This window comes from Hymenobacter yonginensis, from assembly GCF_027625995.1.
GTDB classification, from domain to species: domain Bacteria; phylum Bacteroidota; class Bacteroidia; order Cytophagales; family Hymenobacteraceae; genus Hymenobacter; species Hymenobacter yonginensis.
Genome location: NZ_CP115397.1, coordinates 202,563 through 223,360, shown reverse-complemented (window position 1 = coordinate 223,360; position 20,798 = coordinate 202,563). Strand labels below are relative to the sequence as shown.

The following is a 20,798-nucleotide window of genomic DNA, read 5'->3' as shown; positions in this document are numbered from 1 at the left end:
GGGGTGGGGCCGCTAGCGGCCCCGCAGCGGCGCGAGGCCGTCGAGCACGTGGTGCAGCAGGGGAGCCTGGGTGCCGAAGGCGGCCGGCGTGGCGTAGAGGTGCACCAGCAGCACCTGGCCCGGGTGGCGGCTCACGCGGGCATCGTAGCGCACCTCACGGCCCCGCAGGTGGTAGGTGCCGCTGCTTTCCAGGGCATCGGGCAAGTGCACGGCGGCGTGGTGCTGCTCGTGGCGGGTGGCGCCCAGGTGGCGCAGCACCCGTTGCAGGGCCCGGGCCGGCGGCAGCGTGGCGTGCCGGCCCCGCAGCTGGCCCACCCACAGGCGGGCATCGTCGGCGGGATTGTGGTAGCCGAGCACGTTCACCGAGTCAGTGCGCTGGTGGCACACGGCCCAGTGCGGCGGCACGGCATACCGGAACTGGTAGGAGCGGTTCAGCACCGGCTCCGTGGGCTGGGCCACGGCGCGCGGGCCGGTCAGCAAGGTGGCAACGAGCAGCCCAAGGGGCATCAACAGGCGGTACATGGCAGAAACAGAAAAGAGGAAGGAAAAGCAGTACGGGCGCTGCCGCCGCGCTTAGTGGTCGTCGCCGGCCGGGTCGGCGTCGTAACCCAGCAAGTTCAGCTCGAATACCACCCCGGCCCGGTTGCCGCTGCCGGGGTTGGGCAGCAGCGCGCCCAGACACAGCTGCAGGCGCTGGGTGGCCAGGTAGTTAAGGCCCAGCACCGACACGCTGGTGGCGTTGCGGCCCGAGATGAAGTCGCCCATCAGCAGCACTTTCTTCGATACCGGATACTCGGCCCCCAGCAACAGCCCGGCCCGGTTGCCGGCCCCGAGTGTGCCCCGGTCGGAGAGGTAGGGGCCGGCCACCACCTTCACGTGGTGGCGCGGGCTCCACACCCACGTGTTGTAGCTGAAGTGCGTGAGCCGGCGGCGGGCCCCGCCGAAGCGCAGCGGGTTGGTGCCCACCTGCGTGCCCAGGCTGGTGCTGAGCGTCGGGCTGAGCGCGAAGAACTTCTGGCCCGTGAGCTGTACCAGCGGCTTGAGCGGGCGGCCGCGGTCGTGGCGGTTCACCCCGAACACGTCGCCGCGGCGCCGGAAGTCCATCTTGATATTCACCACGTTCAGGCCGGCTTCCCAGCCACGGCCCAGCCCGTACACCAGGTGGTTTTTCGATTCCAGGTCGCGCGGGCCGTACACGTTGGTCTGGTGCTGGTAGAAGAATTTGCCCTGGGGCGTCAGGTCGCCGGCCGGGATGTTGAACAGGTTCTGCTGGGCCTGCGCCACCGGGGTGGTGAGCAGCAGCAACAGCAGCGAAAGCAGGAGCAGAAGCAGGAGCCAGGCCAGGCCGGTGCGCCGGGCGAAGACGCGCCGCGCCAGAAGGGAACGTGTCAAAGCTTACTGGGTAAGGGTGTTGAGGATGGGCGTGCCGCTGCCGCCCCCGGTGATGATGGTTTTCGAGTTCGGGGATTTCGACAGCTCCCGGAACGCCTCGATGGACTTGTACTGGAGCACGGCCGGTGTCAGGTCGCGGTTGAGGAGCTGGTTGGTCAGGCGCACGGCCTCAGCCTCGATGCGCATGGCTTCGGCCTTGCCCCGGGCCTGGATGATGTTGGCTTCCTGCTCGCCCTGGGCCCGCACCACGGCAATGCGCTTCTGGCCCTCGGCCTCAATCACGCGGCGCTCGGCGTCGCGGGTTTCGCGCTGCTTGAGAAACTCCATGCGCAGGGCCTCCTGCTCTGATTCGAGCTTGTCCTCGATGGCCTTGGCCAGGCCCGCGGGCAGGGCAATGTTCTTGAGCAGCACGTTCTCAATCTCGAAGCCGCGGGCCGTGAGCACCTCGTTCATCTGGACCAGAATGGCCTTCTCAATCACGGCCCGCTCGGCGCTATGCATGTCCTTGGCAAAGTAGCGGGCACATACGTCGGCGGCGGCCGAGCGGAACACGGGCAGAATCAGGATGTTCTCGTAGCCCAGGCCGGTGGTTTGCAGGATGCCCGGCACCTGGTCGGCCTTCACCCGGTAGAGAATGGAGATATCCGAGGCCACCGACAGGCCCTCCCGCGACGGCAGACTGGAGCGAATCTCCAGGTTCTGGGTGGTGACCGGCACCTTGATGATGGTGCTCAGGAAGGGGTTGAAGGCCTTGGGGCCCGAGAGCACCACCCGCTCATCGAGCCGGCCCAGGGTGCGCTTGACGCCCACCTCGCCTTGGCGCACGGTGGTGCAGCTGCCGAGGGCGGCGGCTCCGGCCAGCAGCAGCACCGTTAGCGGGCGGCGCAGCAGCAGCAGGGAGCGGTGCAGGCTGTAGGAAGCAAACGTTTCCAGCAGCACGCGCACGTTAGCGGCGCCCAGCACCTTGTGGGCCGCCAGCGTGGGGCGGGGCAGCGTCGGCGAGAGGATGGCAACCCGGAACCGGCGCAGACGGGGTCGAAAAACCGGCAGCTGTGTCATGGCGAACAGATTTTTTAGTTTGACTACCATTATTGATAGTCTTACTATCATCTACAACAATACATATAGGAAGGTTGCACTATTAGGCTGCTTTTTCAGAAAAAACTTTTACAAGTGATAGTGTAGCTATATATTTAAATTGTATTGCTATTAAAACAGGCGCCGAAAGCCGCTTGGCTCTACGCTGACGTCCGCAGCGCCTCACGGCCGCCAGCGTAGTGCCGGGCGGCCAGTGGCCGCGCGCGCCGGAAAGCCCGCCGCTATTCCGTCCGGCCGACAGGGTTTTTGCCCTGGCCGCCGCGCCGGTGCAGACAAACTCCGCGCAGATCCGTTCTTTTGGGGAATTTTTCCCGTCACGCGCCCTAGTACCCCCCCCCGCCGTATGCACCCCACGCTTCGAATTGAGCTCAATGAAAACCTGTACCTGCGCGACCCTCAGGCCACGGACCTGGGGCGCCGGCTGATAGCAGAGAGCATCCTGCTCATCGACGAAATCGGCTTCGAGCAGTTCACGTTCAAGAAGCTGGCCCAGCGCATTGAGTCCACGGAGGCCTCGCTCTACCGCTACTTCGAAAACAAGCACAAGCTGCTGGTATACCTGGTGAGCTGGCACTGGGCCTGGCTGCGCTACCAGATCCGCTTCCACACCCACAACGTGCCCGACGCCCGCGAGCGGCTGCGCCTGACGCTGAGCATCCTCACCCGCGCCCACCACGACGACCCGGCCACCCAGGAGCTCAACGAAGCCGCCCTCTACCGCATCGTGGTCAGCGAGGCATCCAAGTCGTACCTGACCAAGGACGTGGACGAGGACAACCAGGCGGGTCTGTTCCGGGAGTATAAGCGGCTGGCCGCGAGTATTGTGGAGGTGGTACAGGAAATAAACCCTACCTACGCCTACCCGCACGCGCTGGTGAGCACGCTGCTGGAGTCGGCGCGCAAGCAGCTGTTCTTTGCCCAGCACCTGCCCTCGCTCACAGACGTGTCCAAGTCCGACAGCGAGAACACCATCTATGCCTTTTTGCACCAGATGGTGTTTGCTGCGCTGGCATAAGATAGCCCCTCCCCCCAAACAGCAACCGCCGCGCCCGGCGCCCCAGTGGGGCCCAGGCGCGGCGGCGCTTGTTAAACGGAGCCGTGGCGCTAGGCGCGGCGGCGGCGCAGGTGCTTGAGGCCGTAAGCCACGGCCCCGGCAGCCAGCAGCGAAACCCCGCCGTCGATAGGCACAGCCGTCGGCTCGGGGGCCGGACCGGGGACCGGGCCGCCTGAGCCGGGGCCCTGGGCCATGGCCGCGCCGGCGGCCAGCGCCAGCAGGAAAGTCAGTGGAGAGAAAAAGCGGATCATCAGTAAAGGAGTCAGAGAAGAAGAAGAAAAACCAACCAGCAGCCCAGCCGCTCACCCGACCGGCGGCTCCCCGTAGTGGGAAACCGCCGGTTAGGGCAGCTGTCAGGCCGGCGCGGCCTACTCGCGCACGAGACGCTTGCTGACCGTGCCTTGCGGCGTGGTCAGGCGCAGGGTGTAGATGCCGGTGGGCAGCTCCCGCAGATCCAGACGGGTTTCGGCCGTGGGCAGGGCCACGCGGCGCACCACCTGGCCCAGGGCGTTGAGCACCTCGGCCGAGGCCGTGCCCGTGGCCGGGCGCAGCACCGTGACGAGGCCCGTGCTGGGGTTGGGGAACACGCTCACTTGGGCGGCCAGCGCGGCCGCGCCCGACGAGAGCACGCCGGCTGGGGCCAGATTCAACGAGAAGCGGCCGGGGGCCGTCGTCGTGCTCAGGCTGAAGGCGTAGCGGGTGCCGGCGGCCAGCACGGTGCGCGTACCGGTGAGTTTATCCACCAGCTCGGCGCGGGTGCCGACCGGCAGGTTGTGCAGGGCGGCGGCCGTGAAGGTGTAGGTGCCGGCCTGGGGCACGGCCACGCTCAGCGGAATGCTCGTCGCAGCGGCCGACCCGAAGGCCGGGCGGCCATCAATGGCCAGCAGCTCGCCGGCGGCCGTGAGCGAGGCCAGGTTCAGACCCGAGGAGTTGGGCAGCTTGGCCGCGTCAAACTCCGCATCAAGGCCGGCAGTGGCCCCGGCCTGGGCGTACACGAACAGGTCATCGGCCGGGCCGGTGGCACCGGCCAGCTGCAGCTGCAACTGGGGGCGGGAGTCGGCCGCGCCTCGGCGCACGGGAGCCTGCTGGTTGTAGGTGGTCACGCGGTTGGCGGTGAGCAGGTTCAGCGAGCCGCTGGTCTGCCCCTCGCTCACGCGCACCCAGAAGCCCTGGGCCAGCCCGATGAGCGGCGAGGCGCCGATGCCGTTGGCATAGCTGCGGTACTGCCCGCCGTACTGGCTGGTGCTCTCAAACACGTACATGGCCGCATCCACGTTGGTACGCTGGCTGGCCGGTACGGTGCTCCAGTCCAGCGGGGCCAGGAAGGGGTTGGCCACAAAGTTCCAGCCCGCGTCGGCGGCGGTGGCGCCGCTGTTGCGCGCCAGCGAGTAGGTAAAGGACGTGCGGTCATTGGTCAAGAACGAGAGCGTGGAGGCACCCGGCAGCTGCACGGTGTAGGCCGTGGGGCGCGGAGAGCGGCCAACGACAGTTTCCGTGCCGGCCGGCGAGAACCAGCCCTTATCGAAGGGGCTCAGGCCGGTGGCCGGCGAAGTGGCCAGGCGGGCTTGGTCGTAGCCGAACACGGTGGGGAAGGGCGTAGTGCTCAGCGGCGTGGCCGAGGTGTTGTACGCTGTATTGAATACGGGCGTAGTCCCGCCCGAACCCAGGTAGCTGGCCACGGTAGCCGAGCTGGGCAGCATGGCAATGTGGCGGTAGCCCACGCCCGCATTGGTGGTGGGGTCGATGTAGCGCTGGACCGTGTATGTGTCAGCAGGTCGCGTGCTTCCCATGTTGACCAAGGCGGTACCAGAAGCATCAGAAAGCAGTGTGATGCCGCTCGAAAAAACACCGCCAACATTGCCCGCCACATCGTATACCTCCCGGATGGCCACCGGCCGAGATATACTGAACGAAGACGTATTGCTTGCGCTCGTTGTTGTTAGGTTGCGCACCTGGCTGGGCAGCCCGCTCCCCGTAATCTGTGGTGTATTCGGGGTGAGGTTATTGTACACGTAGCTGGCCCCAGGCGAGAACGAGCGAGTTCCCGTTAGCTGCACGGCGCCGGAGCTGCCGCTGGCCGCAATGCCATTCAAGTCGCAAATCAGCAGCGTGGCCTGGTCGGCCAGCGTAAAGCTGCCGGGGCCCGTCAGGCTCTGGCAGTTGGTGTCCAAGCTGCCCGCTACGGAGAATGTGCCGTTCACCGTCACGGCTCCGCTGAGCTGAGCCACGCCCGTGCCCGTGATGGTGATGTTGTTGTAGGTGCCGGCCGCAATGGCTACAGGAGCGGCCGGGGTGCCGGTGCTAATGGTCAGGTTCTGCGGGGCGGGGGTGGGCTGACTCACCACCACCGAGCCGCTGGTGACCTGGCAGTTGTTGGCGTCTGTTACGGTCACCGAGTAGGTGCCGGCGGGCAGGCTCGTGGCCGTGGCCGTGGTCTGGCCGTTGCTCCACAGATAGGTGTAGCCGGGCGTGCCGCCGGCCGGGGTGGCCGTGGCCGTGCCGTCGGCGGCGCCGTTGGCGGTGGCGTCGGTCTTGCTCAGGCTCACGTTCAGGGCCGTGGCCGGCTGGCTGATGGTGGCCGACTGGGTGCGGGTGCAGCCGTTGGCGTCAGTGATGGTCACCGAGTAGGTGCCGGCCGCCAGGCTGGTGCGGTCCTCGCTGGCAATGCCGCCGCCCCAGTTGAAGGTGTAGGGGGCGGTGCCGCCGCCGGGCGTCAGGTTGATGGCGCCGGTGCTGCCGCCGAAGCAGGCCACGTTGGTCACGGCCACGGTGCTGGTCAGGGCCGCGGGCTCGGTGATGGTAGCCGAGGCCGAGGCCGTGCGGTTGGCCGCGTCGGTCACTACCACGTTATAGGTGCCGGCCGTCAGGCCCGTGGTGGTGGCCGTGGTAGCGCCGTTGCTCCACTGGTAGGTGTAGGGCGCGGTGCCGCCGGTGGCCGTCACGGTGGCCGCGCCGGTGGCGCCGCCGTTGCAGCTCACGTTGGTCTGGGCGCTGATGCCGGCCGAGAGCGTCGCCACGGGGGCAAAAGTAATGGTATAGGGCGTCGAGGCGCTGTTGTTGTTACCGGATGCGTCCTGGGCGGCGTTGGCGGGGATGCTCACCGTCACGGCCCCGGCCGCCGTGGGCGTCACCGAGAACGAGTAGCTGATGCCCGAGCCCGCAAAGCCCGAGGGGGTGCCGTTGCTCACGCTCACATCGGCGAGCACAAAGCCCGTCACGCTCTCCGAGAAAGTTACCGTTACTGGAATCGGCGAAGTGCTCGTGGGGCTGCTGGCCGGACTGGTAATAACGACCGTAGGGGCTTCGGCATCCACCAGTACGCCGGCCGTGCTACCCACGTTGGTAAGCGTGAGCACGGCATCGTTGGTGGCCACGTCGCGGATCGTACTACTGTTGAGGTTTAGAGCAGCACCCAGGGTTACGCCGTCAGCATCCTGTTCGCCGGCTTGTATGATGTAGCGAAATACGAGCGCACTGGTACCCGAACCCGATACGTAAGCGGCCTGCCGCGCCGTAGTCCCGATCGTGAGCGGTAGCGAAGGTGCGCTCCCACTCGTGCCAACGAATACGTTCTCACGGAAGGTCGCCGCAAAGTTCAGCTGCTGACCCGCGCCATAGGTACCATTGGCTGGAACGCTGACTGTCGTAGTAGTGGGGCGCACATTGTCGACAACATAACTTTCGCTGCCGCCGAAGGGCAACGTATACTCGTTGCCAGCCAAATCATACGCTCTGTTAGGCCCCGTCCCATTGCTGGCAAAGAGCTTAATGGTGCCTTCTCCGGCGTAGTCACCGGCCGTTACATCATACACACTGCCTGAAACCGGCACAACGTTAATAAAGAATCCACTCAGCGTAAGTCCGGTATAAGTAGTGGAGAACAGTCCTGACCGTACATTGGTCACGTCCTCGCTAAACGTTACGCGGAAAGTGTAACTGGTGGCGTTGGTCAGGCTCGTCAGGGGTACCTGGCGGCTGATGGAAACCACTGTCGGAGCCGTCTTATCAATGGTGATGACATCACCCGCGAAGGGTACGTTACTAACCCCGGGCGTCAGGCCGGTGGCGTTGGACAGTTGCAACTGCACCGTGCCGTCGCCTGTGCCCGTATTCACGCTCACCGTGTACGTGCTGCCCGAACCCGATAGGCTGCTCACGCTGGCCCCACTCACAGAGCCGGTGGTTAGCGCGGCAAAGTTGGCGGTAGTCAGCCCGCTCACGCTGGCCGAGAAGGTAACCGTGTAGCTTACGCTGGCCGTGTTGGTCAGGGCGTTGCCGGTACGGGTAATGGCCGTTACGGCCGCCGGGCTGGCACTCGTAAACGTCTGGCTGGCGCCGTAGCTGGTGCCGGCCGAGTTGATGGCGTAGGCCCGCACCGTGTACTGGGTGCCGGCCGTCAGGCCCGTGGCATTTACCGTGAAGCTGCCGGTGGTGCCGGCGCTGGTGAGCTTGGTATTACTGGTAGTAGGGGTGCCGGTGCCGGCTACGTACACTACGCCGCGCTCCGTTACGGTCGCGCCGCCGTCGGCCGTCACGTTACCGCCCAGCGTCGCGCCGGTAGTGGTGATGCTGGTTGGGGTAGCCGTCGTCACAGCGGGGGCCGTGGCCGACTGCTGGTTGCTGCCGATAGCGTTGATGCTGGCCGTGGAGCCGGCCACGACGTTGGAAACGTAGGTACCCGTCAGCGTGAAGCGTGAGATGCCCGTGCTGCCGGTGCCGGCCCCGTCGCCCACGTAAATCTGGCTGTTGACGGCATCTACCCACAGGGCCTGCGGATTGATGAACGTAGTAGCGGAGTTGCCCGAAGCCAGATCCGTGCGGCCCGAGCCGTCGAGGTTGGCCGAGCTGAGCCGGTCGTCGGCGGCCGTGCCGCTGCTCTGCACCCAGTACAGCTTGCTGCCGGCCTTCTGCACGCCGTTATAGCTGACCGCGGCTGAGCCCGCCACGAGGGTAGCCGAAAAACTGCCCGCCAGGGTAAAGCGGGAGAGGCCCGTGCTGCTGGCCCCGGCCCCGTCACCCACGTAGATGAAGCCGTTCTCGGCATCTACCCACAGGCTTTGGGGGTTCAGAAACGTGGTGGCCGAGTTGCCCGAGGCCAGCACGCTAAGGCCCGAGCCGTCGAGGTTGGCTGAGCACAATTGGTCGCTAGCGGCCGTGCCGCTGCTCTGCACCCAGTAGAGCTTGTTGCCGACTACCTGCAGAGCGTTGATGCTGATGCCGGTTGTGCCCGCCACAAGCTGGTCTACCAGGGCTCCGGTAGCCAGGTTGTAGCGCCGGATGCCGGTATTGCCCGCGTTGCCGCCGTCGCCCACGTACACCCGGTTGTTGGCCACGTCCACGGCCAGGGCCTGGGGGTTATCGAAGCTGCCGTTGCCGCTGGCCAGGTCCAAGCGGCCCGTACCATCGAGGTTGGCCGAGCTGAGCCGGTCATCGGCGGCCGTACCGCTGCTTTGGGTCCAATAGAGTTTAGTCTGGGCCGAACTGGGCAGATTGCCCATAAGCAGCAGCAGTCCGACAAATGAAGCCCCCCACCGCGGGGAGAGACTTCGCGCGGCAACCCGGCGAAAGGCGCTGCTCAAAAGGTAAGCGTAGTGCATAAAGTGAAAAAAAGAGGTTGAATTGACAAAATGCCGTGACAGCCTTCCTTTGTACCGAAGGATGATCAGACAGATCATCGAAACAGCAGGATGGCGCCGTTGCCGCCGTTTGTTGGCAGCCCGTTGCCGCAAACGCGAAGGCGCACCATCCGGGAAATGCCGCCGGATGGTGCGCTCGTGATGCGGTGACGTTAGGCCACCCGCGCGAAAGAGTCTTGGCGTCCTGGCTGCTTAGCTGCGCGACGGGAATAACCCTTCCGTGCAGATGATATAGTTCATAGCCAGGAAAGGGGGACGGTTTTCATGCGGCTGCGAACTACCGGAAGCGCTGACAGAAGTTGGATTCAGGGCGGTAGTGGCCGTTCCGGTAGCATAGCTGGTGACGGTAACGGAGTCGCCACTGCCCGTGGCGCCGGCGGGCTGCGCCAGCACGTTACCGGTCGGCACGTCGGTGGTGCCGGCGGCGGTACTGGCGTTGAGCCCGTGGCTGTGGGCCGGCATCTGGCCCAAGGTCAGCGTCACTGTTTCCGTGCCACCTAGCTCTCCCTGCGAATAAAAAGAGAGGCCTGCGCCCTGCCCGGCTCCTACCGGCACCCGGCTTTGCAGGTTGGGTAGCGCGAAAGTCGTCTGACCATCTCCACCGTAAACAGTGCCCAGAATGCTGAACAGGGCGGTGTTCTGGGTGATGGAAAGAAGCTGGCCATTGCAGAGGGCCCAGCCGCGCGGGGCAAAGTTGCCGGCGAAGAGTTTGATAATGCCGAGGTATTCGTCCATGGTCTAAAAAGAGTAAACTTGATGTGGTGAAACAGAAATTCCTTTATGCAGCAGGGGTAAGTGCCTGAAATGCCAGCTTGGTGTGTGTTGCACTCGCCTCACAAGACCATGCAAAGCACTCCCCTATAGCCGAGCCGTGCAAAAAAATGAGCACGAACGGCCCTTTTTTGAGGTCGAAGGTTTCGTAGGGACTGAATGCAGCTGCGCCCACGCTTCAGCAAAGGGGGTGATGCCGGAGCCAGCTACTGCCTACACGTCCCCATTTCCTCATCGAAGGCAGGAGCTTATTCAAAGCCCGGCCTCAGGCCTTGGGTGGTGCCATGAGTTCTCTCAGCACCTTGCTCGTAGCGGCATCGCGCAGGCGCAGGCCACCATCGTTGCTCAAGTCCAGGAATACCCCCTGGCTTAGTGTGGCATCAGGTCTGTTCAGCGTGGTCACGGTCTTCAGGCCGTAATAGGTGAAGAAAGTCACAATTTGCTTCGACCCGATAAGGCCAACGACCTCCCCATTGGCCCGGAAATCCAGGTACACGCGTATTTCCTTACTCTCCACGTCTTCTTTCAGCCGATTCACCCAGTCATCCGAGCACTTATCCCAATAATGCCTCGCTTCGTTGCTGCTCGCGTCATCATCGGCGTGCGTGACTGGTGGCACCATCCTCTGGTAGAAGGTGACCTCATGACTGCCGTTCTGGTCATGGTAGCGAATGAGCCTCAAGCCCAACTCACAGACATCAAAAACAGTGGTGTTGCCATGAATCGGGTGAGCAACTTCGCGCCAGTAACCTGCCCGTTCTGTTCTGCCGCGAAAGAAATCGAGCTTCACCCGATAGGCCCCGTCCGGCGATACCAGTTCCTGAAATTGCTTTTTCAGGCCGGAGTGCCAGTAGCTAGTCTTCTCGTCGCGGCTAAGGCGGAGTGCGTGGCGTGCGAAGGTATGCACCGTAAAGCCCTGTGGATTGAGCAGCCGGAGCTGGCCGTCATCACCCAGATGCAGGCTGCAGTTTGCCTGCCCGCTGGTGTGGGTGGCCGCCACGATGTGGCCTTTGCTGTCGATGAGTACGAAATTGCCATCGGCCTGCAGCTCGGCGTGTACTTGGTGGTTGCCGTCTTTGAAATGGTAGTAGTCGAACACGCAGCCCATGGGCTGGCCGTTGTCGAAGTACTGCAAAATGGGTTCACGCTGACCAGGTAGCGGCTCGAGCTGCAACCAGTAGCGGCCGTTGGCCGAGCGCAACGATTCCAGTTGCTCGTCGGGAGCCAGCACGTGGCAGAAAGCCCTGTGGGTAGTGCCGGTACTGGCTGCCCCGGGTTGTGCCGGTCGGTAGGTGCCCAGCGCCTGGTGAGTTGTCCAGCCTATGCGCTTGCTGAAGTGGTGGGGATCGTTCGCAAAATCATGGTACCCCACTAGGCTCGTGGTGCTCCGAACCAGTTCAGACCGGCCGGAAGGTAACAGGTGCTCGAAGGCTATTTCAAGGCCTGCCTCGTCGGGCGTGAGCAGGGGCAGCACGTGGTGCAGGCTTGCATTGGGTTGCTCTGCCGACATCGGCAGGGACAAAGACCCACTGGGCATCAGTACGCGCAACGAGTACTGCGCAGGGCCGGTGGGGCTACCTGACCGGTCTATAGGCGTGTAGGATTCAAATTCGAGCATGTTTTCGCGCCGGGGCAGGCTAAGCCGGATGCGGTGGTTATCCAACTGCCTTACGTCCAGCCGGGTCTGGCCGAGCAACAACTGCTCAACGGAATTGGCAAAGACCGCATCGGCCAGGGGCGGGGCCTGCGCCGCCAGCCTGTCCTCGAAGCTTGGCCTGAAAAACACCAGTTCATCGCGCAGCCCCAACGCTAGATTGACCGGCAGCCGGTCAGGCACTTCGCTGCTGCGGTAAAACGTGAGCAGTTCAAAATCCGGAGCTCCTTGGCTAGTAGCAACCCGGGGCGAAACACACGGCATCAGGTAGTAACGGGCAGGAGAGTTCTGTGCCACCGCTGCCAGCTTCAGCCAGGTGGCCCGTTCGCCTTTCGGGCCGGCGGCGGGTATCCACTGCTGCCCGGCCGCGGTGGGTGCGAGCAGCCCGAAACCCTTCGTCATGTTGAACTTGGCGGGTTCGTGGAGGTAGTCAAGCAGGTTGTGGTACAGGGTATGGTTGCGGGGCCCGAGCACCAGGCGGTCCAGTAGCAGCACGCCGGCAAAATGCGCTGCCCGCTCATCGGCCTCGCCCAGGTGCAGGTCGCGCAGCTTGTTCAGCAGTAGCTGTTTGTCAGGCGAAGCTAAAAATACGACCGTTGCCGACAGCGTATCCTGTAGCTTCTTGCGCACCACGTTGTAGCGCAGCACCAGCAGGCGCAGACGGTTAGCCAGGGCCAGGATGTCCTGACAGGTAAGGTGAAACGGCTGATAAAACGGGTCAGGGCGCTGGTAAAACGTAATGAGCAACTCCACGATGGTGGGCAAGGCGCCGGCTGGCGTCGTTTTTCCCAATTGGGCCCGGCTCAGATCATAGTCACGGTGATAGAACTGTTTCACCAGGGCCCCAAGCTGTGCCCCAAACGCCTGGTGCCACTCCAGCAGCTTGTGTTCCAGTACCACATGGTTCTTCTGCTCAAACAAAGCACTGTATTCCCCTTCGATGCTATCGAGCACGGCATCAGCAGCCCCAATGTTGTTCTTGAAGCTTTGCAGCTCCAGTTGCAGGCTGGTACTGCCCACTACGAAGTCACTCAACTTGCTCAGGCGAGCGTCTACCTTGGCAAAGCCGGCCTGCACCTCAGTCTGCAGCTTAGCTAGTTGCGCTTCAATTCTTGCGAAGCCGGCATCAATCTTATTATTAAGGGCCGTGAATCCGGCTTGCAACGGGTCGGGTTGCGGAAAGAAGTGGTTCTGCGCCAGGCCAGCCGCCATCGGACCCAGCGGCCCCAGGAAGTAGCTTACTAGCGCCGTCCCGGCTGCAATAGCGACGCCGGCCAGTACTTTTTCGCCCAGTTTTTGGTCTACCGGCTTGCCCTTGTACCAGTTCACGGCCGCTTCGGCCAGGGTTACCCCCGCGCTGGCCCACAGGGCTTTGCCCGTTTCCTTGAGCACGAAGCCAGTGTCGGCCCGGTTCTCTTTTACAAAGTCCAGGGCCGACTGCTTCCACGACTGCAAGGTGGAGAGTTCCTTCTTTTTCTGATCTAGCAGATAGGCATAGGCCGCCTGTTGCTGGCTGAGCTCCTGGTATTTTTTTTCGTACCCAGCCCGGGCAGTTTTATCGGACGACGTTGTGATGTTGGCTGCCTCCTTGCGCAGCTGGTCCGATACGACCTGCAATTGCTTCTGGTAGGCGGTGTACTCGTCCGCCGTCGTATTGCCCGGCTTGAATGGCGCGTCGGCCCGCACCACCAGCCGCAGGAAGGGCGTGAGATCCAACAGACCCAGGTCAGAATTCTGCAGCAGCTGCTCGTTGAGCGCCCGCTCGTTAAACGCGGGATCTTCCAGCAGCCATACTTCTTCCAGACGGTTCAGGTATTGTACTTTGCGCCAGGCATAGTAGCGCAACCAGATGCGCGCATCCTGCCGCTTATCCAAGGCGGGCAAAATGTCCTGCAGGGCAAGTTTGAGCCCTGGCGGTAGGGCCGGCTGCTCGTGCAGAACGCGCAGCACGTTGCATTTCTGCCAGAATAATTCGGCGGCCTGCGTATCGGCGGCCACGGCCACGGCCTGTTGCTTAAGCAACGTATTTAGGCCCTCAGTGGCCACGATGCCGGACTTCACGCCGTCTACATCCTGCAGGTAGCTATTGGAGAACAGCAGGTGACGCTGCGCCTCGTCGTCGGCGGCCACGAAGGCGGCGTGGGCTGGGGTTCCTGACAGGTGGCCCAGAATGGATTCATCCAGGGCCAGTAGTTGCAAGTGGGCAACCAAGGTGTGGCTATTGGCCTCCGACTGCTGTCGGCCGGTATCGTAGCGCAGCGCCGCCAGCATGATGTTGCGTAGCGTTACCCACAAGTCGCGGGAGCTGGCATTCGGCCAATAAGGATCGAAGGAGGTGCGAAGCGGGAGAGTCCCCGGGGTGGGGGCCGCCGTTTCACTAGTAGATGTGGGGCGCATACCGGATGGGAGGTTAAGGTTGTAGAAATGGTAAAAGCGGTACTCAATGCCTACTTCTGGCGCGGACCCAGGCATTGAGTACCGCAAATAAGCGCGGCCGTATCAAGGCTGCCGATATTTGAGCACGAAGCCGGGATTTTTGAGGTCGAAGCCCTGCGACCGGCTTTCCAGCCGGAATATTTGAGGCTGAAGCCTGCTTTTTTGAGGTCGAAGCCGGCGACGACCGGAAAGGGCGAGCCGTACTTTTGCTCCCGTGTCTACTCCCCTCACTTCTTCTGGCCGGCGATGGTGGATATGCCGCAGCACGGGGCTGCTCAGCCTGCTGCTGACAGTGGCGTGTCAACCGGCTACCCGGCCCGCCGGCTCCCCTACGCTGGCCCCGCGCTTTTTTGCCCTATTGCGCGCCGGTGACTCGGTGTATGCCCAAAAACAGGGCTACCAGAGCTTTGCCCAGGCCCAGCGCTACTACGACAGTGCCCAGACGCTGGCGCGCCGCTCCCAGGACACGCTGCTGCTGGCGGAGGCCGCCTTTGCCCAGGGCCGCATCTACGACGCCTGGAACCGGCAGCCTCACAAAACCGTGGCGTACTTTGAGCAGGCGGCTGCCCTGTTTGCCCGCCTGCCCGCTCAGTGGCGCCGCTACTACTATGCCCGCTTCCTGGTGGCCCACGCCTACGACAAAGTGCCCGACAGCCTGCACGCCGTGCAGACCCTGCGCCATCTACGCACCGAACTGCTCCGGGAGCCGGCGGCCCGCTTGCGCCAGGTGCCCAGTACCGTCGAGATGGCCCTCACGGCCACCGAGGTGCGCAACTACCCACTGGCCGACAGCCTGCTGCGCCAGCTCACGCGCCGGGACTGGGTGCGCAACGACCCGGAAACCTACGATTACCTCGACCACTACTACCTGGTGCAGGCCCGCCTGGACGTGCTGCACCGCCGCCGCCCCGCCTCCCCGTATCTGGACTCACTGCGCCGCGTCTACCGCGCGGGCCGCAACCCCTTTGATCGGGAGTATTACGGCCAGAACCTGGCCACGCTCTACGCGCAGGCGGGCCGCTACCCCGAGGCTTACGCCTATATGGCCCGCACGAAACGGCTGAGCGACAGCCTGACGGCCGGACCGGGTGCGGCCGAGATGCGCCAGGCCCTGCTGCGCGCCGAAGACCGGGCCGGCCGGGAGCGCCACGCCGCGGACCTTATCCGCAGCCGTACGCTGCTGGGCCTGAGCCTGGCCCTGGTTATTATCTCGCTACTGAGCTTTTACCTCTCACGCCAGCGCCGCCTGGCCAGCGAACGGGCCGTGGCCCTGGCGCAGGCCAACCAGGCCCTGGACGAGAAAGTGGCCCAGGTGGAGCTGCTCAACAAGGAAATCCAGCACCGGGTGAAAAACAACCTGCACATGGTGTTCAGCCTGCTGCAGATGCAGGAGCGCCGCACGGACAATGAAGAAGTGCTCGAGCAGCTGCAGGCCGCCCGCCTGCGGGTGGAAAGCATCGCGGCCCTGCACAACCAGTTGCTGGCCGGCCGGCCCGACAGACCGCTGGACCTGAGTGCGTTTCTGAAAGAGCTGATTTCGGCCGTGGTCAACTGCTTAGCCAACGAGCAGCACGTGGTCACGCACCTGCTCACCGACGACGTACGCCTGCCCGCTAACGGCTACGTGGCCCTCTCGCTGATTCTCAACGAGTGGGTAACCAACTCCATCAAGTACGCCCGGCCGGTGGGCGAGCGGCTCGAACTCACGGTACGCGTGCGCAACCAGCCCGACCAGGTCCGCATCGAGTACGCTGATAATGGCCAGCCGCCCACGCCGACCAACGCCCCGGAGCCGGGCCTGGGCAGCCAGATTATCGGTTTGCTGAGCCGCCAGCTGGGGGCCACGCTCCGTACCTTGCCGACGCATCCCTATCACTACGAGCTACTCATCCCGCATGGAACCGAAAATTAACCTATTGGTGGTAGAAGACGAAGCGCTGATTGCCGAAAACCTGCGTCTGAGCCTGGAGGATCTGGGCTACCACGTGTCCACCATCTGCTACACGTTTGCCGAGGCTGAGCGGGCACTAACCGCGCCCACGCTGCCGGCCGACCTGGTGCTGCTCGACATCAACCTGAGCAGCGCCGACCCGGCCCGCAGCGGCCTGGCCCTGGGCCAGCTGCTGCAGGAGCGGCAGGGTCCGCCCTTCCTGTTTTTGACGGCCTACTCCGACCTGGATACCATTCGGGAGGCCACCCGCCTGCGGCCCAGCGGCTACCTGATCAAGCCGGTCAACAACGCCACCCTGTTTGCCGCTATCCAGACCGCCTTGGAAAACCACCAGCGCCACCAGCAGGCCCTGCCGCCCGGCCCGGCCGAGGTGACGGCCAAGGAAACTGCCACCGGCGGGCCGCCCGATTTCTTCTTCGTCAAACTGGGCGACCGGACCCACCGCTTATTGTGGGCCGAGGTGTCGGCCCTGGAAGCGGGAAAGAACTATGTAACCCTGCGCACGGCGGCCTACAAATCCGGCTATCCGATCCGGGGCTCACTCACTTACGTGCTGGAGCAGCTAGTGCCCGCAGCTCTGCGCCCACAGTTTTTACGCGTCAGCCGTAGCATGTGCCTCAACGTGGCTTACTTAACCGGCTTCGATCAGGAGTACCTCTATTGCGGCGACCATCGCTACGAGAATACGCCCACCGGCCAGGCGCTGGTGCAGGCTGCCTTGCGCCAGCGGTAGCCCTAAGTGGGGAGTGCCTATCACCAGCGGGCTTTCATGTCCTGTACTGGGCCGGGTGGCAATGTGGCCGAAGCGGCAAAGACCACTGCATGGCCAATGCAAGGATAGGCGCTCTACCGCGTCAAGGTAGTTCAAGTGGAACGGCAGTTATGGATGCTTCCTCCAGGCAGGAAGGGTAGATGGCCGTTTAACCTTTGTACCAAACTTTTAACCAAGGCCATACAAGTGTCGCCTTGAGCTACCCGGCGGTATTGGCCTCCCCGGCGGTATTGGCGCTGAGTCCGGCGCAGGGCCGGGGCGGCACGCTGGTCACGATTGCCGATCGCCGCCTGGCCTTGCTGCCGGCCGCTCCCGCCATCTACTTCAACGGGGTACTGGCCCCACTGGTCAGCGCTATCCCCGCAGGTCTCGTGGTGCGGGTGCCGGGCGGGGCTACCACGGGCCGGGTGAAAGTGGTAACTGCGGACGGCGCCGGGTAGAGCGCGACAAACTTTGTGGTTTACCAGCCGCCCACGCTGACGGCCCTGACTCCGGCCGAAACCCGGCCGGGCGCTGTGGTACAGCTCACCAGTACCCACTTCTCGCCGGTGGCGGCCCTGGATAGCGTGTGGTTTAACGGCGTGGCCGCGCGCGTGCTGCAAGCAACTGCCACGAGTCTGCAGGTGGACGTGCCCGTCGGGGCTGGCACGGGCCGCGTCCACCTGAGCACGCTGGGCGGTATGGTGGAAAGAACCCAGTCATTCCGGATCTGGTATCCGCCGCTGATCACGGGCTTCAGCCCGGCCAAGGCTGCGGCCAACGCCGTGGTGACGGTAACAGGCAGCGCGCTGGCCGAAGACGGCAGTCGCAACAGTGTATTTTTCGGTGCCGCCCGGGCCACCGTGCTGCAGGCCAGCAGCGGCCGCGTGCAGGTGCGCGTGCCCCGCGACGCCGAATCCGGGCCGGTTCGACTGGAAACGCCCGGAGGAGCAGCCAGCGCGGCCGGCTTCATCTTCCTGCCCGCTCCGGTTATTACGGCTTACCAGCCAACCCAGGGCAGTGTGGGTACTCCCGTAACCCTGACAGGCCGGCACTTTCAGGTCGACGGGCAGACGGATACCATCTGGCTGGCCGGAGTTCCCGCCCGTCTGGTAAGTGCCTCGCCCACGGAGCTGCGCGTGCTGGTACCGCGGGGCACCCGTACCGGCGCGTAGCCGTTTGGGCCGGTAGTGCCTGCAGTTCGGCCGAGTTCGAACTGCAGGCACTACCGGCCCAAACGGCTACCAGCGTTTTTCCCAACCCCACCCGCGGCCCGGTAACCGTCCGGTGGACCCAGGCCGATTTCAGCGTGCACGCAGTGGAGCTGATCAATGCGGTGGGACGCCGGGTGCTGCAGCGCTCCGCAAGCTTGGCTGAAGCGGATGAGCTGCAGCTGGAGCTGGAGCTAAGCGGCGTGCGAGCCGGCTTTTACATGATCATTCTGCATACAAGCCAGGGAAAGGTATTTAAACGCCTCTCGGTTCTTTAAATCAGATGCCTGCCGCTAAGCATACCAAAGAAGCAATGGGCAGGCGAGCCTGATGCCCGCTGGTGCTGTACTCGGCTGTGCGGTCGTCCGGCAGACCCGTGCCGGCCGCACGGCCGAGCGGTGCAGCTGCTGCTGGTCCTGCTCAAAGCCGCCTGACAATAATTTCTACCCTCACCCCTGCGCCACCCTTGTAGGAAATCCAGGTAGAGCCTACTCGCTACGCATCGGGGGTGCGCGCCTTCACCTGTCCGCTTTGGATGCGGGCCATGACGCTTTCAACGGACTGGTTATATTCGGCCTCCGAAGCAAAAATGGCGTGTTGAAAAGGTTTGGGCGAACCAGCGGGCAAGCCCGGGCCGGCGGGCAGCTTCTTCAGACGCTTTTTGGGTGACTTTGCCATTGTCTGTTTTTCGGTGATGTTGACGGTGACCATCCCATAACGGCTGACGCCGCAGGTAAGATTCCCTTACCAGAACGCCACCCACCCCCGCTGGTAAGTGAACTGCTTTTCACTGCTGAACTGCTTTTCACTGCCCTGCTTCGTGGGAAGGTCTACACCTGCGCCTGCAGCCGGCCGAAACCTTCCAGCAGCCCAAATCGGCGGCAGGGGTACGCCGCTTGAACAATACAAGCAATGAATATAGAAGCACTGGGTTTGCAGGTGATGTCAGGTCGGCGCGGGCCATCGGACGCTGGCCTGACACTGCGCGTCCCGCAGGCAACGGCGCACCTGACGCTGGCAGCGCCAAACCAGGAAATAATCAAATCATAACACCCGATCGGCTGACGCTCAGGCCCCGCGGTCCTATCTTGATCATAGCAACCAGGCCTGCGCTATGTATCCCATTCCTACGCTTCCCGCTTACCGTGCCTCCGCAGATACGGCCCGTCGGCTGTACAGCATTAGCCTGGCGCTGCAGCTCAGCGGCGCGCCCGTCCCGGACGCGGCCCGCCTGATTCTGCTGGCCCGTTACGTGACGGGCAAAACCACCCTGCAGGCCATCCTGCCAGTGCTGGAGGCCCCGCTCGCTTCCTGAGGCCTGCAGCTTTGGTGACAGGCAATGCCCCTGCGGACGAGGCCGTTAGCGGATCCGGGAGGGGGGGCTCAAGCAGGCGTGCAGTCTCTCCCGCCAGCATCATGGTCAGGGCCAGCATAGGGCGAAACATGCAGTACATACAGTACATGGCCGGTGCCGGGGTATTCTTACTCTGGTGGCGGCAGCTGTGCCGAAACGTTACCAAATCCTGTTGCAAGGCATCGGGCTGGAAGCACTTAGTGAAGACGGGGTTCCCAGCGCTTGAGGCAGCTCTTGAAACTGAATTGCCAGCAACGCAAACCCCACTCACGCGCCTCTATTCGGGGCAGCCCGGGGGCTTCGTTTCCAGCAGGGCCGGTACCGATACTATTTCCAAGTCGGTGAATGCCCGCAGATACGCTTCGATGAAGGGCTTGTGCGCGGCTCCTACGATGAGCAGCACCCGGCCCCCGGCAATCGGGGCCATCGCCTCCCGCACCGCCACGGCCATGCGCAGGTTCTGCGCTTCCCACGCGGCCACCCGCTGCCGCCCTACCCGCCCCATGGTAGCGCTGCGGAGCATGGAGAACCACTGCGCATCTGCGTCCAGCTCAGCGAAGCGGGGCGAATTTTTCCACTTCAGCATGGGCATAACCTCAGCAGCGCTGGTCATTTTCATGGCTTCTTCGGGCACTGCCCGGAACTCGGGCGTGTCGTGGTTGAACAGCTCCACCTGGCCTGGCGTTGCCGCGACGGCTGCCTGCATCGCCGCAAAGTCCGGCTGCACGACGTCACTCAGGTGGTCGCCGGCGCCGTACACCCGCTCCAGGCCGAGGTCTGCCGCCAGCCGCGCCGCCATCGAGGACATTTCATTGCGCATATTCGCCCAACGAGTGATTTGTTTGGCCAGGGTGGGGGAGATGCCATCGGCCCCGATGCGCTCGGCCACCGGCAGCCGCATCCATTGGACTGCCGCCGACAACGGCTCGGCCGCCGCGACAAACAAGCCCGCCAGGCGGCGCCGTTCAGGGGGCGTTAAGTTTCCTTTCTGGCACAACACGTTGGCCTGCACCAGGGCCTGAGCTGCCGTCAGGTGAAGGTCCGCCTGGGCCGCCTGAGCCATCTGCAGGGTTGGGCCCGCATACTTGCCCGCGTCGCCATGGTAGGCGGCATATGCCTCCAGGCCCATCACCTGCTCGCCCGACAAAGCCTCGGTCAACACGATATCCGGCTTGTAGGCACGCAGGCGGCAGAGCACGGGTTCGAGCCAGGCAACCTGAAAGGTAGCCGGCGCGGAATCAAGGTGCGTGAGCCCGAAGATCATTACCTGCGTTGGCGCCAGCGCTAATCGTTGCCTGGCGCCAGCCGGATCGAATACAGTTCGTTCAGTACCGGCGGGTAGGGGGCGGGCAGCCGTGGCCCCCGTTTCTGGGGCCTTGCAGGCCGAAACCGTCAAAAGTAGCCCCACGAGCAATCTGCCCATGGTAGTATGCCCGCCGGATGCGTAGCGGCCTGGGTTGCCGGCTGCCGGCAGGAGGGAGGGGATAACA

Annotated in this window: 16 protein-coding genes; 7 read left to right on the top strand and 9 right to left on the bottom strand. The window is 63.9% G+C overall.

Annotation, left to right across the window (positions count from 1 at the left end; all coding sequences use genetic code 11):
- Nucleotides 1-12: 12 nt before the first annotated feature.
- From O9Z63_RS20995 to O9Z63_RS20985, 3 genes are read right to left on the bottom strand one after another with little or no spacing between them, the layout of a single operon-like run.
- On the bottom strand, nt 13-522 hold the full coding sequence (locus O9Z63_RS20995; RefSeq protein ID WP_270129432.1) for a hypothetical protein: 510 nt from the start codon (nt 520-522) through the stop codon (nt 13-15).
- Between the two features lie 51 nt (nt 523-573).
- The gene (locus tag O9Z63_RS20990) at nt 574-1,392 is read right to left on the bottom strand and encodes a hypothetical protein (protein WP_270129431.1); all 819 of its coding nucleotides are present in this window, start codon (nt 1,390-1,392) and stop codon (nt 574-576) included.
- A 3-nt stretch (nt 1,393-1,395) separates the two neighbouring features.
- The gene (locus O9Z63_RS20985; protein ID WP_270129430.1) at nt 1,396-2,451 is read right to left on the bottom strand and encodes a prohibitin family protein; all 1,056 of its coding nucleotides are present in this window, start codon (nt 2,449-2,451) and stop codon (nt 1,396-1,398) included.
- Between the two features lie 382 nt (nt 2,452-2,833).
- On the opposite strand from O9Z63_RS20985, the gene O9Z63_RS20980 reads away from it, so the two are divergent.
- Complete coding sequence (locus O9Z63_RS20980; RefSeq protein ID WP_270129429.1) at nt 2,834-3,505, top strand: TetR/AcrR family transcriptional regulator; 672 nt, start codon at nt 2,834-2,836, stop codon at nt 3,503-3,505.
- 89 nt (nt 3,506-3,594) lie between these two features.
- Here O9Z63_RS20980 and O9Z63_RS20975 read toward each other — a convergent pair whose 3' ends face one another.
- From O9Z63_RS20975 to O9Z63_RS20960, 4 genes are all read right to left on the bottom strand, one after another.
- Nucleotides 3,595-3,795 carry a PID-CTERM protein-sorting domain-containing protein gene (locus tag O9Z63_RS20975; RefSeq protein ID WP_270129428.1) on the bottom strand — a complete coding sequence of 67 codons (201 nt, stop codon included), beginning with the start codon at nt 3,793-3,795 and terminating at the stop codon, nt 3,595-3,597.
- 117 nt (nt 3,796-3,912) lie between these two features.
- Complete coding sequence (locus O9Z63_RS20970) at nt 3,913-9,042, bottom strand: Ig-like domain-containing protein (protein ID WP_270129427.1); 5,130 nt, start codon at nt 9,040-9,042, stop codon at nt 3,913-3,915.
- 330 nt (nt 9,043-9,372) lie between these two features.
- Nucleotides 9,373-9,915 carry a phage tail protein gene (locus O9Z63_RS20965; protein WP_270129426.1) on the bottom strand — a complete coding sequence of 181 codons (543 nt, stop codon included), beginning with the start codon at nt 9,913-9,915 and terminating at the stop codon, nt 9,373-9,375.
- Nucleotides 9,916-10,216: 301 nt separating this feature from the next.
- Nucleotides 10,217-13,900, bottom strand: a complete 3,684-nt coding sequence (locus O9Z63_RS20960) for a hypothetical protein (protein WP_270129425.1) — start codon at nt 13,898-13,900, stop codon at nt 10,217-10,219.
- Nucleotides 13,901-14,333: 433 nt separating this feature from the next.
- Here O9Z63_RS20960 and O9Z63_RS20955 point away from each other — a divergent pair, with 433 nt between their 5' ends.
- The 5 genes from O9Z63_RS20955 to O9Z63_RS21230 all read left to right on the top strand — a co-directional run bounded on the left by O9Z63_RS20955 (nt 14,334) and on the right by O9Z63_RS21230 (nt 18,232).
- Nucleotides 14,334-15,953, top strand: a complete 1,620-nt coding sequence (locus tag O9Z63_RS20955) for a sensor histidine kinase (protein WP_270129424.1) — start codon at nt 14,334-14,336, stop codon at nt 15,951-15,953.
- Nucleotides 15,937-16,725, top strand: a complete 789-nt coding sequence (locus O9Z63_RS20950) for a response regulator transcription factor (protein ID WP_270129423.1) — start codon at nt 15,937-15,939, stop codon at nt 16,723-16,725. Before O9Z63_RS20955 ends, O9Z63_RS20950 begins: the two co-directional genes overlap by 17 nt.
- Nucleotides 16,726-16,919: 194 nt before the next feature.
- Nucleotides 16,920-17,204: an IPT/TIG domain-containing protein gene (locus tag O9Z63_RS20945; protein WP_270129422.1), complete on the top strand. Its 285-nt coding sequence runs from the start codon at nt 16,920-16,922 to the stop codon at nt 17,202-17,204.
- Between the two features lie 15 nt (nt 17,205-17,219).
- Nucleotides 17,220-17,918 (top strand): IPT/TIG domain-containing protein, encoded by a 699-nt coding sequence (locus O9Z63_RS20940; protein WP_270129421.1) that lies wholly within the window; start codon nt 17,220-17,222, stop codon nt 17,916-17,918.
- On the top strand, nt 17,828-18,232 hold the full coding sequence (locus tag O9Z63_RS21230; protein WP_408614009.1) for a T9SS type A sorting domain-containing protein: 405 nt from the start codon (nt 17,828-17,830) through the stop codon (nt 18,230-18,232). Before O9Z63_RS20940 ends, O9Z63_RS21230 begins: the two co-directional genes overlap by 91 nt.
- A 217-nt stretch (nt 18,233-18,449) precedes the next feature.
- On the opposite strand, the gene O9Z63_RS20935 is transcribed toward O9Z63_RS21230, so the two are convergent.
- On the bottom strand, nt 18,450-18,665 hold the full coding sequence (locus O9Z63_RS20935) for a hypothetical protein (protein ID WP_270129420.1): 216 nt from the start codon (nt 18,663-18,665) through the stop codon (nt 18,450-18,452).
- A 403-nt stretch (nt 18,666-19,068) separates the two neighbouring features.
- Here O9Z63_RS20935 and O9Z63_RS20930 point away from each other — a divergent pair, with 403 nt between their 5' ends.
- Nucleotides 19,069-19,269 carry a hypothetical protein gene (locus O9Z63_RS20930; RefSeq protein ID WP_270129418.1) on the top strand — a complete coding sequence of 67 codons (201 nt, stop codon included), beginning with the start codon at nt 19,069-19,071 and terminating at the stop codon, nt 19,267-19,269.
- A 316-nt stretch (nt 19,270-19,585) separates the two neighbouring features.
- On the opposite strand, the gene O9Z63_RS20925 is transcribed toward O9Z63_RS20930, so the two are convergent.
- Nucleotides 19,586-20,572 carry a DUF5694 domain-containing protein gene (locus tag O9Z63_RS20925; protein WP_270129417.1) on the bottom strand — a complete coding sequence of 329 codons (987 nt, stop codon included), beginning with the start codon at nt 20,570-20,572 and terminating at the stop codon, nt 19,586-19,588.
- Between the last annotated feature and the right edge of the window lie 226 nt (nt 20,573-20,798).